Raw genomic sequence first — 15978 nt, forward strand, 5'->3', positions numbered from 1 at the left:
CTTTGCCCGCTTGAAAGATTGGCGGCGTATCGCAACCCGTTACGACAGATGCGGAGACCTGTTCCTCTCCGCCATCTGCATCGCCGCCATCGTCATCTTTTGGCTGCCAAAATGAGTCCTGACCCTAGGACCTTTTGGAGTTTGTAATCCATCGTTAGGAAGTAGTTCATGTTGGCACATTCTGCGCATCAAATGTGGTATGGGTCTCGATCTTGATCTTGTTTAGGTCATTCGTGGTGAACACGTCGGCTACTGAGACAACTTTCGCCAATGGGCGACTTTCTTCGCCGCGGTGTATTGCGCGAACCAAAATGCTCGCGTGTTGCAAGTTGTGCAATGCGAGGAATACGGGAAGCGCCGAGACGAAAAGCCCAATCACGAACTCGTGAGCGTCCGGCAGGATGATGATGGGAACTGCCCTGTAAGGCAATGCTTAGGGAGTGTCGGCGTTTCGCCATTTTTCCCTTGTAAATAAAAGGAAGATGGTGGGCGACCCTGGAATCGAACCAGGCATGGGTCTCCCCGGCGGAGTTACAGTCCGCTGCCGCACCTTGCAGCACGTCGCCCGCCGAACGCTTACGGCGTGCGGGGTGATTAGCCGCCCGCGTCGTGGCCGTCAAGCAGGGATCAGGGGAAAATGCTCGCGCAGGGCCATTCCGGCCCCGACCTGTCCGGCAGTTGCATTTTCCCGCGTTTTCTGCGCAGTCCAGATAGCTGACAGGGGCAGAGAACATGGCCGAGAAACCACCGAAAACCAGAAAGCCCAGCTGGGTCATCGACAAGGAACGCGCCCGCCGTGCGGCAGCGGCCGAAACCGTCTGGCTGTTTGGCCTGCACGCGGTCCGCGATGCGCTGGCCAATCCGCGACGCGAAAAGCTGCGGCTGGTGGTCACGCAGAACGCACTCGACCGGCTGCCTGAAATGCCCGCGGACATCGTTCCGGAAATCACCGATGCGCGCGTCTTTGACCGCGCGGTGCCCTTGCCCCCCGAAAGCGTGCATCAGGGTGCCGCGCTCGAGGTGAAGCCCCTGCAATGGGGCAGCCTCGGCGATCTGGCCCTGACCGGGGCCGGCAACCCCCTGCTGGTGGCGCTGGACCGCGTGACCGACCCCCATAATGTCGGCGCCATTCTGCGCTCGGCCGAGGTGTTCGGCGCCCGCGCCGTCATCGCCCCCTCGCGCCATTCGGCCCCCGAGACCGGCGCCCTGGCCAAGACTGCTTCGGGTGCATTGGAGCGGCAGCCCTATCTGCGCGTCGGCAATCTGGCCGATGCGCTGGTCGAACTGCAGGGCATGGGCTATGTGGTGCTGGGCCTTGACGGCACCGGAACCGAGACGCTGCCGGACGTGCTGCGCGACCTGCCGGGCCGCGCCATCTGTCTTGTGCTGGGGGCCGAGGGGCCCGGCCTGCGTCAGCGCACGCGCGAAACCTGCGACCACATCCTGCGCATCCCCTTTGCCGCGGATTTCGGTTCGCTCAATGTCTCGAATGCGGCGGCAATCGCGCTTTACGTGGCGTCGCGCGGGGGCGAGCGATGATCACATCCGCGACACAACCCGGCCCCGGGCGTTGAGAAACCGGACCCGATTTGCCACATCGTGAGCACCATCCACCAGCACAATCGCAATGACACTTCGTCCCGGCATTTTCTTTCTGATTCTCTCGCTCATGGCACCGCCGGCGCTGGCGCAGGACTGGGCGCTGGACGGAATCGACCCCGTTGCCTACGGGACCCAGAACGCCGCCATTCCCGGGCGGGTTGATCTGGTCACCTTCTGGCGCGGCAAGGAATGGCATTTTGCCAGCGAACAGAACCGCGAAGCTTTCGAGTCCAACCCGAAAGCCTATGCCCTTGGTTTTGATGGGTATTGTGTCGTCGCGCTTTCCGAGGGGCGTCTGGAGCCGGGAAATCCGCGCTATTTCGTGAATATCGGCGGCCGGACCTATCTGCTGCGCTCAAAACAATCGTATCGGCGAATTATTGCCGATCAGCGCGACATTCTGACGCGGGCAACGTCGGTCTGGACCCGGCTGCAGCGCTGAAAATTCACATTTTTGCGATTGCAGTGGAACTTTTTAGTCACGATTCCTATTTATTTAGAGGACATGGCCTCGGAACGGTCATGTTCAGATCACTGTCCCTCGTTCCGCGACTTGCGCCCGGCCAGACACTGGACCGGGCGCTTTTTATATGCCACTTTGGGTTGAGATCTGGGGGAGGATCAGATGAATCTGGCAGTATTGCGCGACACCGGCTCGTCTCCGGTGGATATGGATGTTTCGCGCGTCATTCGGACGACCCGCTGCATCGCCATCGTCGGGCTTTCGCCCAATGAAAGCCGGCCATCATGGGGTGTGGCGAGATACCTGAAATCGCAGGGCTATCGCATCATTCCCGTCAATCCGGTTTATGCCGGGCGCAGGATTCTCGACGAACGGATCTATAGCGACCTGCATTCGATCCCGCGCGAAGCCGGGGTGGACATGGTCGATATCTTCCGCCAGTCGCAGGCGGTACCCGGCATTGTCGAAGAGGCCATGGCCTGTCTGCCCGGGCTGCAGACCATCTGGATGCAATTGGGCATCAGCCACGCCGCCGCCGCGAACCGTGCCCGGGCTCAGGGGCTGACGGTGATCGAGGATCGCTGCGCCAAGATCGAATTCTCGCGCCTGCATTAACACGGTTGCTAACCGCATTCCGAATAGCCGCAACTGGGGCAGGTCTTGCAGCCCTCGATCATCATCAGCCCGTATTGCCCGCAGGCGGGGCAGGCCGGGCCGCGAGGGGATTCGCCCACGGCGATCATGTCGGCCTTGGGGTCGGATTTCAGCGCCATGCCTTCGCCCGCCAGAAAGCCGGTGGCGATCATGTGGCGTTCGATCACGCCGCCGATGGCCGCGAGGATCGAGGGCACATAGCGCCCCTCGATCCAGGCGCCGCCGCGCGGGTCGAAGACGGCCTTGAGTTCCTCGACCACGAAGCTGACATCGCCACCGCGCCGGAACACGGCCGAGATCATCCGCGTCAGCGCCACGGTCCAGGCGAAATGCTCCATGTTCTTGGAATTGATGAACACCTCGAAGGGGCGGCGCTGTCCGGCCTGCACGATATCGTTGATGGTGATATAGATCGCATGCTCGCTGCCGGGGAATTTCAGCTTGTAGGTGGCGCCCTCCAGCGTGGGGGGGCGGTCCAGGGGCTCGGTCAGATAGACGACATCGGCGCCGCGATCGGCCTGCGGTGCCTGTTCGCTGCTCTCGCTGACCGACAGGACGCTGCCGGTCACCTCATTGGGACGATAGGTGGTGCAGCCCTTGCAGCCCCGATCCCAGGCGGCCAGATAGACATCCTTGAAATCCGCGAAGGAAATGCCCCTGGGCACGTTGATGGTCTTGGAGATGGAACTGTCCACCCATTCCTGCGCCGCCGCCTGCATGGCGACGTGATCCATCGGTGCCAGCCGCTGCGCGTCGATGAAATGATCGGGCAGCGGGGCGTCGCCATGCAGCTCGCGCCACAGCCCGACGGCGTAATCGGCCACCTCTTCCTCGGTCCGCGAGCCGTCCTTTTGCAGCACCTTGCGGGTATAGGCATGGGCAAAGACCGGCTCGATCCCGGAGCTGACATTGCCGGCGTAAAGGCTGATCGTGCCGGTCGGCGCGATACTGGTCAGCAGCGCATTGCGGATGCCGTGATCGCGTACCGCCTGCCGCACGTCCTCGTCCATCTTCGCCATGAAGCCCGAGGCGAGAAAGCGTTCCGCGTCGAATAGCGGAAAGGCCCCCTTTTCGCGCGCCAGATCGGCGCTGGCCAGATAGGCCGCCCGCGCGATGGCGCGCATCCAGTCGCGGGTTTGCGCGACGGCATCGGGCGCGCCGTAGCGCAGGCCCAGCATCATCAGAGCATCCGCCAGCCCGGTTACGCCCAGCCCGATGCGGCGCTTCGCCCGCGCCTCGGCCGCCTGCTGGGGCAGCGGAAAGCGCGAGGCATCGACCACGTTATCCATCATCCGCACCGCCACCCGCACCAGATCGTCCAGCGCATCCATGTCCAGCCGGGCATCGGGCGAAAATGGCGCCATGACCAGCCGCGCCAGGTTCACGCTGCCCAGCAGGCAGGCGCCATAGGGCGGCAGGGGCTGTTCGCCGCAAGGGTTCGTGGCCGCGATGGTTTCGGCATAATGCAGGTTGTTGAGCCGGTTGATCCGGTCGATGAAGATCACCCCCGGCTCGGCATAGTCATAGGTCGCGCGCATGATCCGGTTCCACAGGTCGCGCGCGGGCAGGGTGTGCCAGATGCGGCCCCCGAATTGCAGATTCCAGGGCGCATCGTCGCGCACCGCCTGCATGAAGGCATCCGTGACCAGAACCGACAGGTTGAACATGCGCAGCCGGGCGCTGTCCTGTTTGGCGGCGATGAAGCTTTCGATATCGGGATGATCGCAGCGCATGGTCGCCATCATCGCGCCGCGCCGGGCGCCCGCCGACATGATCGTGCGGCACATCGCATCCCAGACATCCATGAAGGAGAGCGGCCCCGAGGCATCCGCCGCGACGCCCCGGACCGGCGCCCCCTTGGGGCGGATGGTGCTGAAATCGTAACCGATGCCGCCGCCCTGCTGCATGGTCAGGGCGGCCTCTTTCAGCGCCTCGAAGATGCCGGCCATGCTGTCGGGGATGGTGCCCATGACAAAGCAGTTGAACAGCGTCACATCGCGCCCGGTGCCGGCGCCCGCCAGAATGCGGCCGGCGGGCAGGAACTTGAAATCCTCGAGCGCGGCGTAAAAGCGGCTCTCCCACAGGGCGGGATCGGCCTCGACGCTGGCCAGATCGCGGGCGACGCGACGCCAGCTGTCCTCGACCGACAGATCGAGGGGCGTGCCGTCGGCCTGTTTGAGCCGGTACTTGCTGTCCCAGATCTGTTCGGCAATGGGGGCAGCGAAACGGGTCATGGCCTGTCCTTGCGAAGCGGGTGTCGGGGCAAGGATAGCAGATAATCACCCTGATCCCATGGCGGAAGGCCGCCACTCGTGACACCGCAGCCATGCGCCGGCGGCAAGGATGGCGATCCCGGCCAGCCGGCGCCGCGATCAGATTGCGCGGTCATGCCCGCCGGTCGCGGCCGCGTAAGATGGTCCGGGGCAGATGTGCGGGGATCATGCCGGCGCGTTCCCGGTCAGTTCGTCGATCACGTTCTGCCACAGCGCGGCGGGCTGGGCGCCGGTCACCACATGGGTATCGGCGACGATGAAGGTGGGGGCCGAACCGATGCCGCGCTCGCGGGCATGGATCTCGCGCGCGGCGATCTGGTCGCGATCCCCGGTCGTGGCCAGCAGGCGGCGGATCATCTGGCCGTCCATGCCGGCCCTGGCGCCGATCTCGGTCAGGGTGTCGGGATTGGCGATGTTTTTCCCCTCGCGCCAGAAGGCCCGCATCAACCCGGACATGACCGGGCTCTGCGCACCCTCGAGCCCCGCCCAGTAGAGCAGGCGATGCGCGTCGAGCGTATTGGGCATGCGCTCGATCAGCGAGGGATTGATCCAGAGGCCCAGCCGCTCGGACGCCTCCATCACCGGCTTCATCGCCGCGATGATGCCCTTTTCATCCTGGAATTTCATTTTCATATAGGCGGTATAGGGCATTCCCGCCTGTGGCATCTGCGGGTCCAGGCGGAACGGTTGCCAGGTGATGGCAAAGGGGTGCCCGGGGCGGCTTTCCAGCGCCCGCTCAAGCTCGGCCTTGCCGATCAGGCACCAGGGGCAGACCGGATCGGCGAAGATGTCGAGGCGGACGGTCCCGGTTCCGGGGGCGGCTGCGGTCATGGGAATTCCTTGGGCTGGGCCGTCACATGGCGGCGGCGCGAATCATCCTGTCTCGCGCAAGCCGCGGTTCCATGCCGGCGCGGACGGTTCCGGCTGAGCCGGTCGCAAGGGGGCTTTGCGCCCCCGTCGCGCGTGGCGCGACGCCCCCGCAGGATATTTTCCATGAAAGAGAGGGCGCAAATGACAGCGGCCCGCACGAGGGCGGGCCGTTGCCGAATTCCGCTATGCCGTTCAGAGCAGCTTCAGATCCGAAGCCGAGCTGCGGCCGTCGCGGCCGGATTGCAGCTCATACTCGATTTTCTGATTGTCGTTCAGGCCGGTCAGGCCGGCGCGCTCAACTGCCGAGATGTGGACGAAAACGTCCTTGCCGCCATCATCGGGTGCGATGAAGCCATAGCCTTTGGTGGCGTTGAACCATTTCACGGTGCCGGTAGCCATTATACCGTCTCTCCTTCAAGTCATCCGGGGCGATATTGCACCCGGCCGTGCAGCCCATATTCCCGTCAAATCCGGCTGCCCCGTGAAGGGAGCGGTAGAAAGTAGCGCTCACAGGCACGAGAAAATGCCCGATTCGCAAAAAAACACAAGCACGAAAGCGCCGCTAAAGTTTACGTAAGGTTCGCTTTGGCGGCGCTATCGGCGATTTATCGCTGGTCTTCGCCCGTCAGCGCAGGTCCGGCGGGGTGGTTTCACGTTGCAGCGAGGCGATCGCCTGATCGAGGGGCAGGCTTTCGCTGCCCTGGCGGTCGAGGCGACGCACCGAGACGCTGCGTTCCTCGACCTCTTTCATGCCGATGGCCATGATCACCGGCACCTTGCCGACGGAATGTTCGCGCACCTTGTAGTTGATCTTTTCATTGCGGATATCGGCCTCGGCGCGAAGGCCGGCGGCGCGGAGCGCCGCGACGACTTCATGGACGTAATCGTCGGCGCCCGAGACGATCGAGGCGACCACGACCTGGCGCGGCGCCAGCCAGAGCGGCAGCTTGCCGGCATAGTTTTCGATCAGGATGCCGATGAACCGCTCGAAGCTGCCCAGCACGGCCCGGTGCAGCATGACCGGCATGTGCTTGCCGCCATCCTCGCCGACATATTCGGCCTCGAGCCGCTGGGGCAGGTTGAAATCGCACTGGAAGGTGCCGCATTGCCATTCGCGGCCGATGGCATCGGTCAGCTTGAAATCCAGTTTCGGGCCGTAGAAGGCGCCGTCGCCGGGATTCACCTCATAGGGCAGGCCCAGTTTCTCGATGGCGGCGGCCAGTGCCGATTCGGCCTTGTCCCAGATCTCGTCCGAGCCGACGCGGGTTTCCGGACGGGTCGAAAGCTTGATGTCGAATTTCTCGAATCCCAGATCGCGATAGACCGAGGAGAGCAGGCTGATGAAGCCCGCGCATTCCGATTCGATCTGGTTTTCGGTGCAGAAGATATGCGCGTCGTCCTGGACGAAGCCGCGCACCCGCATCAGCCCGTGCATCGCCCCCGAGGGCTCGTAGCGGTGGCAGGAGCCGAATTCCGCCAGCCGCAGCGGCAGGTCGCGATAGCTCTTGATGCCCTGGTTGTAGACCTGGACATGGCAGGGGCAGTTCATCGGCTTCAGCGCGTTGATGCGCTTTTCGCGGGCGCCTTCCTCGTCCACCTCGACGAGGAACATGTTCTCGCGATAGGCCTCCCAATGGCCGGATTTCTCCCACAGCACCCGGTCCACGACCTGCGGCGTCCTGATTTCGCGATAGTCGGCGCGGATCTGGCGGCGGCGCATATAGGCTTCGAGTTCGCGATAGACCGACCAGCCGTTGGGGTGCCAGAAGACCATGCCCGGGGCCTCTTCCTGGAAATGGAACAGCTCCATTTCGCGGCCCAGCTTGCGGTGGTCGCGCTTGGCGGCCTCTTCCAGCATGGTCAGGTGGGCTTTCAGGTCGTCACGGTTGCGGAAGGCCACGCCATAGATGCGCTGCAGCATCGGGCGCGAGGCATCGCCCAGCCAATAGGCGCCGGCGACATGGGTCAGCTTGAAGGCATCCGCCGGGACCTGTCCGGTATGCTGCAGATGCGGGCCGCGGCACAGGTCCTGCCAGTCGCCATGCCAGTACATGCGCAGCGGCTCGTCCCCGGGGATGCGGTTGACCAGTTCGACCTTGAAGGGCTCGCCGCGGTCTTCGTAATAGGCCAGCGCGCGGTCGCGGTCCCAGACCTCGGTGCGGACCGGATCGCGGGCGGCGATGATCTTTTTCATCCGCGCCTCGATCTGGCCCAGATCTTCGGGGGTAAAGGGCTCGGCGCGGTCGAAATCGTAGAACCAGCCGTAATCGCGGACCGGGCCGATGGTGACCTTCACATCGGGCCAGATTTCCTGCACCGCGCGGGCCATGATATGCGCGAGATCGTGGCGGATCAGTTCCAGCGCCGGATCGCTGTCCTTCATCGTGTTGATGGCGATGCTGCCCGAAGCCGCGATCGGCCATTGCAGGTCGATATGCGTGCCGTCGAGGCTGGCCGAGATGGCGTTCTTTGCCAGGCTGGGCGCGATCGAGGCGGCCACCTCGGCCGCGGTCACGCCGGCGGGGTAGTCGCGCGAATTGCCATCGGGAAAGGTCAGGGTGATCTGGGACATGCGGTCCTCCTCGTCGGTTTGGCGCCCACGGAACGCCCGGCTGCGGGTGATGTGGCAAGCCATGTCGCGCGATTGTCGGGCGTTGTCAATGCGGTTAGGGATAAGGGGGGCTTGCGCACCCGTCGCGTGTCGCGATGCCGCCGCAGGATATGGGACATGGATGAATGACGGAATTTCTGGACGGGCCGCAGGGGCGGCGGATCGCATATAACCGCATCGCGGGGCAGGGGCCGGGCGTGGTTTTCCTGGGCGGGTTCAAATCCGACATGCAGGGCACCAAGGCGGTGTTTCTTGAGGATTGGGCGCGGGCGCGGGGCCGGGCCTTCCTGCGGTTCGACTATTCCGGCCATGGCGAGTCGGACGGCACCTTCGAGGAGGGCTGCATCGGCGACTGGCTTGCCGATGCCCGCGCCGTGATCGAGGAACTGACCGAGGGGCCGCAGGTTCTGGTCGGCTCTTCGATGGGCGGCTGGATCAGCCTGCTGCTCGCGCGCGAGATGCCCGGCCGCCTGGCCGGGATGGTGACCGTGGCGGCGGCGCCCGATTTCACCGAGCGCGGCTTCTGGGCCGGGTTTTCCGATCTGGAGAAAGCCATGCTGAAGCGCAGCGGCCGCGTGGCCGTGCCCAGCGATTACGGCGAGCCCTATGTCATCACCCGCAGGCTGATCGAGGAGGGGCGCGAGCATCTGGTGATGCAGGATCCGCTGTCGCTGCCTTTTCCGGTGCGCCTGTTGCAGGGCACGGCGGATACGGATGTTCCGGCGGAATGGGCGACCGACCTGCTGGCCCATGCCTCGGGCGAGGATCTGCGGCTGGTGCTGGTCAAGGGCGCGGATCATCGTTTCTCGACCCCGGCATGTCTGGAACTGGTCTCCGACGCGGTCGAGGAGGTGCTGGCCCGGCTGCCGGCCGGCGCCTGAGAGAAAGGCGCGGCCCTGCGGCCGCGCCCCGATGCCCGTGGCGGTGGGCCGCCGCTAGACCGCGATGCGGCCGTTATCCATCGCCTGTTCGTCGTTCGTCTCTGCCGAGTCGGCGATCGGCTGCGGGCCGCGGCGGCGGCGATGGCGGGCGTGGGGATCGGTCTGCTCGTCGATGAAATCGAGCACCAGCGGCCGGATTCCCAGACGCCAGCTCTTGCCCGCGAAGATGCCGTAGTGACCGGCGCCGGGTTCGAGATGCTGGGTTTTCTTGCTGTCCGGCACCCCGGTGCAAAGATCAAGGGCGGCCACGCATTGGCCAGGGGCCGAGATGTCGTCATCCGCCCCTTCGACCGTCATCACGGCGACATCGCTGATCTTGCCCAGATCCACCTGCTTTCCGTTCACGGTAAAGCGGTTCTGGGCGATCTCCAGCCCCTTGAAGATGCGTTCGACCGTCGACAGATAGAACTCTGCCGTCATGTCCATGACCGACAGGTATTCGTCGTAGAAACGGTTGTGCTTGTCGCCTTCGGAGCCTTCGCCGCGGGCCTCGGCGAAGATCTTGTTGATGAAGGCGTTGGTATGGGTCTCGACATTCATCGCGATGAAGGAACTCAGCTGCGCCAGCCCCGGATAGACCATCCGGCCCGCGCCGCGATATTTGAAGCCGACCTGCTGGATCATCAGGTAATCCAGTTCGCCCATGGTCATGCGGTTGCCGAAATCGGTGACCTCGGTCGCGGCGGCGTCCGGGTCGATCGGGCCGCCGATCAGGATCAGCGAGCGGGGCTGCGCCTTGGGATCCTCTTCGGCCAGCAGTGCGGTGGCGGCCAGGGTCAGCGGCGCCGGCTGGCAGACCGCGATCACATTGATGTCGGGGCCAAGGTGGCGGATGAAATCGACGATATACTGGGTATAATCCTCGATATCGAACTTGCCGCAGCTGACCGGAATGTCACGCGCATTGTGCCAATCCGTCACATAGACGTCGCAATCCGGAAGCAGTGATATCACGGTCTTGCGAAGGAGAGTCGCGTAATGGCCGGACATCGGGGCAACCAGCAGAACCCTGCGCGGCATCGGGTCGCGCCGGGCGACGCGGAAATGCACCAGATCGCCAAAGGGGCGTTTCAGGATCTGCTCGACATAAACGATATGGTCCTGCCCGTCATGCGAGACGATCGGCGGGATTTCCCAGTCGGGCTTGATCACCATGCGGGCAAAGCTGCGCTCGGTGACGCGGCCCCAGGCGGACATCAGTTTGAAGATCGGCATCGGACTGAGCGCGAAGATCGGCGAGGACGCCATCGCCCGGGCCGTGGCGCCGAGCCATTCGTTGGTGTTGCGGACTGTCTCCATCGCGTCGTAAGAGACTATCCCCTTCAGACCTTTATATGTCGCCATTGTTGCCTATCTCGATTTTGGGCTTGGCCAAGCCGGGACACGGCTTTACCTGCGTGATGTGCTAGGCATAATGATTTTACCGGAAGGGGAGGATTGTCAATTATGGCCGCCAAGGACGATAAAGGCGAGAATGGACCTGTTGCTGAAACCCCAGCCAGGTCGGGCAGGCGCCGGACAACCGGAACAAAGACAACCAAGCCGGCGGCAACCGCCCCCGGTGCCGGCAAGGCCGCTGCCGCCGGAACGCCAGCGAAAACCCGCAGGGTCGCGGCAAAAGCCACTGAATCGAATGCGAAAAAGGCGACCGCCGCGACTGGCGGGGCTGCCGTCGAAAAGGCGCCGGCCGGCAGCCGGACCGGCAAGGTAACGGCCGCCGCCGGCAGGGCGCCGCAGGCCCGAGCCACGACCGAAAAGGCCCCGGCCAAGACCGGCGCTGCCAAATCGGCGCCCCGCGGGACCGCCGCGCGCAGCCGGGCGACAGAGCGCAGCGATACCCGCACCGCGACTCGTCGCAAGCCCGCCGCCAAGCCTGGCCGCGCGGCGAAAACCGCCCCGGCACAGCCCGCCGCCGTCAAGGCCGACATCAGCGAGGCCGATGCCGCATTGCGCCCCGCCGGCGTCGCCGCCACCGCGCCGGATGCCGATAAAGCCGTTGAAAAACAGCCGGATGTGCAGGCCCCCGAGCAGCCCGCCATTGCCGCGCCGGCGTCCGGGGCGGGTTTCAGCCCGCGCACCGCCGCCTTTGTCGAGGCCGCCTTTGGCGCCAGCAGTCACCTGCCCGAACAGCTTGCCACCAATATCGAGCGGATCGAATCGCTGACCCAGCGTCTGATCAGCGCCCTGTCGCAACGCCCGCAGCGCAGCACGAGCGTCGAGGCGCCGGGAGCCGAACTGTTCACCGCCGCCGCCGGGGCCTGGGTAAAGCTGCTGGCCGAACAGCCCGAGCGCGTGCTTGAGCAGCAGGTCAGCTTCTGGGGCGAGACGCTGCGTCATTTCGCCGAGGCGCAGGCCGCCTTTGCGCGCGGCACGCTGACCGCGCCCGCCTCCGAGGGGCCGAAGGACCGCCGCTTTTCGAACCCGCTCTGGGAGACGCATCCGTTCTTCAACTTCGTCAAGCGCCAGTATCACATCAACGCGCAGGCGCTCTCTGATGCCGCCAGCGCGCTGGACCTGCCCGAGATGACCGACCGCCGCCGGATCGAGTGGTTTACCCGGCAGATGATCGACATGATGGCGCCGACCAATTTCCTGGCCACCAATCCCGACGCGCTGGAAAAGGCGCTGGCGACCGAGGGCGAGAGCCTGGTCAAGGGGCTTGAAAATCTGGTCCGCGATGTCGAGCAGAGCGGCGGCGAGCTGATCGTGTCGCTGTCCGATCGCGAGGCCTTCCGCGTCGGCGAGAATATCGGCACGACCGAGGGCCGCGTCGTCGCCCGCACCTGGCTTTACGAACTTATCCAGTACAAGCCGACCACCGATACGGTGCACGAGACGCCGCTGGTGATCTTTCCGCCATGGATCAACAAGTTCTACATTCTGGACCTGAAGCCGCAGAACAGCCTGATCAAATGGATCGTCGATCAGGGCTATACGCTGTTCGTGGTCGCCTGGAGAAACCCCGACAGCAGCTTTGCCGATACCGGCATGGACGATTACGTCGGCTCCTATCTCGAGATCATGGACCGCGTGCTCGACCTGACCGACCAGCAGAAGCTGAACGTGATCGGCTATTGCATCGCCGGCACCACCCTGGCGCTGACGCTGTCGCTTTTGAAACAGCGCGGCGACGACCGGGTGAAATCGGCCACCTTCTTCACCACGCTGACGGATTTTTCCGATCAGGGGGAATTCACCGCCTATCTGCAGGACGATTTCGTCTCCGGCATCGAAGAGGAGATCGCGCGAAGCGGCATGCTGAGTTCGCAGCTGATGACCCGAACCTTCAGCTTCCTGCGCGCCAATGATCTGGTCTGGGCGCCGGCCATCCGCAGCTATATGCTGGGCGAGACGCCGCCGGCCTTCGATCTGCTCTACTGGAACGGTGACGGCACGAACCTGCCGGGCCGCATGGCGATGGAATACCTGCGCCGCCTGTGCCAGCAGAACCAGTTCGTGGGCGAAGGGTTCGAAATGCTGGGGCAGCGCCTGCATGTCAGCGATGTGGACGTGCCGCTATGCGCCATCGCCTGCGAGACCGATCATATCGCCCCGGCCCGTGACAGCTGGCGCGGCATCGCCCGCATGGGCGCAAGGGACAAGACCTTCATCATGTCCGAATCCGGCCATATCGCCGGCATCGTCAACCCGCCCAGCAAGAAGAAATACGGCCATTACATCTCGGAAGCCGGCTTTGACGGCACCTGGGAGGAATGGCGCGAACAGGCCCGGCATCACGAGGGCAGCTGGTGGGGCCGCTGGGGCGAATGGCTGTCGGCGCATTCCGGCGGGCAGGTCGATGCCCGCGAGCCGGTGCAGGGCTTCGGACCGGCACCCGGCGAATACGTCCAGGAACAGAGTCGATAAAAATCTTTCTGCGCCGCAGCAAATTTTTCTTGAAATGCTGCGGCGCAGAAAGTATATGGGGGACAGCTCAAGTTTAACCGGTGCCCAAGCTCGAAAGCTTCGCGCCAATCCAGGAGAGAGCAAATGGCAAAGACCCCTGACTTCACCAAAGCCATGCAGGACATGATGGCGAAATTCCCGGTTGACACCTCGTCGTTCCAGGATGCGTTCAAATCGCAGACCGCCCTGGGCGAAAAAATGGCCAAGGTGACCCTGGCCGCCGCCGAGCGTTCGACCGAGATCTCGGCCCAGTGGGCCAAGGACACCATCGCCCGCATGGGTGAACTGACCGCTTCCAAGGAAGAGCCTTCGGAATATGCCAAGGCCGTCAGCGATTTCTCGACCGCCGCCGCCGAAATGGCTGCCGAGCACATGGCCGCCTTCGCCGAAGTCGCCAAGAAAGTGCAGATGGACACTGTCGATCTGATGCTGACCGCTGGCAAGGACCTGGCCTCGGACGCGCAGAAGGCCGCTGAAAAAGCGACCCGCGAAACCCAGGCCGCCGTCAAGAAAGCGACCTCCACGGTTGCTGCCAAAGTCTGATCTCGGACTTTGACCGGACAGGAAAAGGGGGCGGGTGACCGCTCCCTTTTTTCTTTTGGCCGCGTCTGAACGCTGCTGCCGCGCCGCAGCGTCGATACGCGTCCGGGCCGTCCGCATGGCGATTTTCTTTGCATTTTTGCCGGGCTTTTCCCATCATGCTGCAAATGCATCGCCGGAGGAGTCATGGCAGAGGCCGAAAATACGTCGCCGCTGTTGATCAAGCGCTACGCAAGCCGCCGTCTCTACAACACCGAGACCAGCGATTACGTCACGCTTGACGATATCGCGGCCTTCATCCGCGCTGGCCGCCAGGTGCGCATCATCGACCTGAAGAGCGGCGACGATCTGACGCGGCAATATCTGCTGCAGATCATCGCCGAGCATGAGGGCAGGGGCGAAAGCGTCCTGCCGATCGAGGTGCTGATCGACCTTGTGCGCAGCTATACGACGCAGGCGCAGTCGGTGGTTCCGCAATTCCTCGCGGCGAGTTTCGAGATGCTGCGCGAGGGCCAGTCGAAGATGATGGAGAACCTCTCGACCTTTCCCAATCCCATGTCCTCGATGCCCGGCTTCGAGGCGCTTCGCCGTCAGCAGCAGCTGTTTCTGAAGGCGATTTCCCCAGGCTGGCCGGGCGGCAGCAGCGGCCCCGAAATGGATGAGGATAACGGCGAAGCCTCGGACAAGTCTCAGGAGGAGAGCGAGGACATGGCCGAGATCCGCCGCCAGCTGGCTGAGTTGCAGAAACGCATTTCCAGGCTTTGAGCGATCTGCGGCTTGCACAGCCGTGCCGGCCGCGATAGACGGACGCCCACGGACGGTTGGCCGAGTGGTCGAAGGCGCACGCCTGGAAAGTGTGTAGGCGGGGAACCGTCTCGAGGGTTCGAATCCCTCACCGTCCGCCAATTTTCCCGCGATTTTCGAGCATAACGCATTGATTTTACTGTTATTCACTTCCGGCATCTTGCTGGCATGGTGGGAATTGGCTTGTATTGGTGCGCATATTGGGTAACAAATTGGTGCTCGTCAATACTTGATTCCGGCTCCGACAAAGGCATGATCGCAGCATGAAAAAACCCGTCCCCATCTTGCGCGGAGAGTATTATTACCTGCGACGCAGGGTTCCCTCCCGCTACGCTTCGGTCGATACCCGGGGCTTCGTTCAGCATTGCCTGTTCACCGACAGCTTCGAGATCGCGCAGCGGAAAGCCACCGAGATGTGGGCGCAGATGATCGAGGCATGGGAGGCCAAGCTTGACGGCCAGAACGCTGAGAGCGGCGGTGCAAAAGTCGGCCACGGTAGCGGCGGCATAATGCTGACGCGGGCGGAGTAAAATCCGGCCACCTATTTCCTTTCTGCAATGATCGCAGGAGGGACAGGGGATCTACACCGTGGAATTATATTTGAAGGTGCGGCTAGCTGTTTCGGAAGGGATGACGCAGCGCCAGGCAGCAAAGCATTTCAACATATCACGCGACAGCGTGGCCAAGATGGTGTCGTACTCGACGCCGCCGGGCTATCAGCGGCGATCACCGATCCGGCGGCCGAAGCTGGACGCGTTCGTTTCGACGATCGAGCATTGGCTTGATGAAGATCTGAAGGTGCCGCGCAAGCAGCGCCATACGGCCAAGCGGGTGTTCGCCCGCCTGCGTGACGAGTGCGGGTTCACCGGCGGCTACACGATCATCAAGGACTACATGCGCGAGCGGGATCAGCGCCGCCAGGAGGTGTTCGTGCCGTTGTCGCATCCTCCCGGCCATGCGCAGGCCGATTTCGGCGAGGCGACGGTGGTGATCGGCGGCGTGGAACAGAAGGCCCGCTTCTTCGTGCTCGACCTGCCGCATAGCGATGGCTGCTATGTGCGGGCCTATCCGGCGGCGGTGGCCGAAGCCTGGGTCGATGGCCACATCCATGCGTTCGCCTTTTTCGGGGCAGTCCCGCAGTCGATCGTCCATGACAATGACCGTTGCCTTGTGGCCAAGATCCTGCCTGTCAATCGGCGTTGAATGTTCCCCCCCTATCGGCGTCCAAAAGGGACCCCTTTGGCGATGTGGCGAGCAGGCCCGTGGCGGCGTAGCTTTCCAGCTGGCGCAGCCGACGCGGGCCTGCGTTTCGGG

13 protein-coding genes, 2 tRNA genes and 2 pseudogenes are annotated in these 15978 nt (G+C 63.8%); 11 read left to right on the top strand and 6 right to left on the bottom strand.

Translation table 11 applies throughout. The annotated features are described in order from the left end of the window. A pseudogene (locus IT41_RS21025) lies at positions 1-115 on the top strand (IS5/IS1182 family transposase); the annotation flags it as partial. A gap of 368 nt (positions 116-483) precedes the next feature. On the opposite strand, the gene IT41_RS17985 reads toward IT41_RS21025, so the two are convergent. Further along, positions 484-567 (bottom strand) — tRNA-Tyr (locus IT41_RS17985). 165 nt (positions 568-732) lie between these two features. On the opposite strand from IT41_RS17985, the gene rlmB reads away from it, so the two are divergent. From rlmB to IT41_RS18000, 3 genes are all read left to right on the top strand, one after another. Then, positions 733-1539, top strand: coding sequence for a 23S rRNA (guanosine(2251)-2'-O)-methyltransferase RlmB (rlmB, locus tag IT41_RS17990; protein WP_036743968.1), 807 nt, complete (start codon positions 733-735; stop codon positions 1537-1539). A gap of 130 nt (positions 1540-1669) precedes the next feature. Continuing rightward, positions 1670-2044: a YHS domain-containing (seleno)protein gene (locus IT41_RS17995; protein ID WP_231564820.1), complete on the top strand. Its 375-nt coding sequence runs from the start codon at positions 1670-1672 to the stop codon at positions 2042-2044. A 183-nt stretch (positions 2045-2227) separates the two neighbouring features. Further along, on the top strand, positions 2228-2680 hold the full coding sequence (locus tag IT41_RS18000; RefSeq protein ID WP_081967623.1) for a CoA-binding protein: 453 nt from the start codon (positions 2228-2230) through the stop codon (positions 2678-2680). Positions 2681-2688: 8 nt separating this feature from the next. Here IT41_RS18000 and IT41_RS18005 read toward each other — a convergent pair whose 3' ends face one another. From IT41_RS18005 to thrS, 4 genes are all read right to left on the bottom strand, one after another. After that, positions 2689-4953, bottom strand: coding sequence for an adenosylcobalamin-dependent ribonucleoside-diphosphate reductase (locus IT41_RS18005; protein ID WP_036743970.1), 2265 nt, complete (start codon positions 4951-4953; stop codon positions 2689-2691). 204 nt (positions 4954-5157) lie between these two features. Further along, entirely contained in the window at positions 5158-5823 is a 666-nt protein-coding gene (locus IT41_RS18010; protein ID WP_036743972.1) for a DsbA family oxidoreductase, read from the bottom strand. A gap of 231 nt (positions 5824-6054) precedes the next feature. Continuing rightward, on the bottom strand, positions 6055-6261 hold the full coding sequence (locus IT41_RS18015; protein ID WP_036743973.1) for a cold-shock protein: 207 nt from the start codon (positions 6259-6261) through the stop codon (positions 6055-6057). 226 nt (positions 6262-6487) lie between these two features. After that, positions 6488-8434 carry a threonine--tRNA ligase gene (gene thrS / locus IT41_RS18020; protein ID WP_036743983.1) on the bottom strand — a complete coding sequence of 649 codons (1947 nt, stop codon included), beginning with the start codon at positions 8432-8434 and terminating at the stop codon, positions 6488-6490. A 164-nt stretch (positions 8435-8598) separates the two neighbouring features. On the opposite strand from thrS, the gene IT41_RS18025 reads away from it, so the two are divergent. Then, entirely contained in the window at positions 8599-9354 is a 756-nt protein-coding gene (locus IT41_RS18025) for an alpha/beta hydrolase (protein ID WP_036743975.1), read from the top strand. 54 nt (positions 9355-9408) lie between these two features. On the opposite strand, the gene phaZ is transcribed toward IT41_RS18025, so the two are convergent. Further along, a complete protein-coding gene (gene phaZ, locus IT41_RS18030) occupies positions 9409-10758 on the bottom strand; it encodes a polyhydroxyalkanoate depolymerase (RefSeq protein ID WP_052081765.1) in 1350 nt (449 codons plus the stop codon). A gap of 102 nt (positions 10759-10860) precedes the next feature. Between phaZ and phaC the strand changes: the two genes are divergently transcribed. From phaC to istA, 6 genes and pseudogenes are all read left to right on the top strand, one after another. Next, complete coding sequence (phaC, locus tag IT41_RS18035; protein ID WP_081967624.1) at positions 10861-13281, top strand: class I poly(R)-hydroxyalkanoic acid synthase; 2421 nt, start codon at positions 10861-10863, stop codon at positions 13279-13281. A gap of 123 nt (positions 13282-13404) precedes the next feature. Further along, positions 13405-13863: a hypothetical protein gene (locus tag IT41_RS18040; protein ID WP_036743977.1), complete on the top strand. Its 459-nt coding sequence runs from the start codon at positions 13405-13407 to the stop codon at positions 13861-13863. 183 nt (positions 13864-14046) lie between these two features. Continuing rightward, entirely contained in the window at positions 14047-14625 is a 579-nt protein-coding gene (gene phaR / locus IT41_RS18045) for a polyhydroxyalkanoate synthesis repressor PhaR (protein ID WP_036743978.1), read from the top strand. 50 nt (positions 14626-14675) lie between these two features. Beyond that, a tRNA-Ser gene (locus IT41_RS18050) sits at positions 14676-14765 on the top strand. Between the two features lie 162 nt (positions 14766-14927). Next, positions 14928-15194 carry a DUF6538 domain-containing protein gene (locus tag IT41_RS18055; RefSeq protein ID WP_036743979.1) on the top strand — a complete coding sequence of 89 codons (267 nt, stop codon included), beginning with the start codon at positions 14928-14930 and terminating at the stop codon, positions 15192-15194. A gap of 58 nt (positions 15195-15252) precedes the next feature. After that, positions 15253-15864: pseudogene (gene istA / locus IT41_RS18060) on the top strand (IS21 family transposase); the annotation flags it as partial. Positions 15865-15978: the final 114 nt, after the last annotated feature.

Origin of the sequence: Paracoccus halophilus, from assembly GCF_000763905.1 — a bacterium.
Lineage (GTDB): Bacteria > Pseudomonadota > Alphaproteobacteria > Rhodobacterales > Rhodobacteraceae > Paracoccus > Paracoccus halophilus.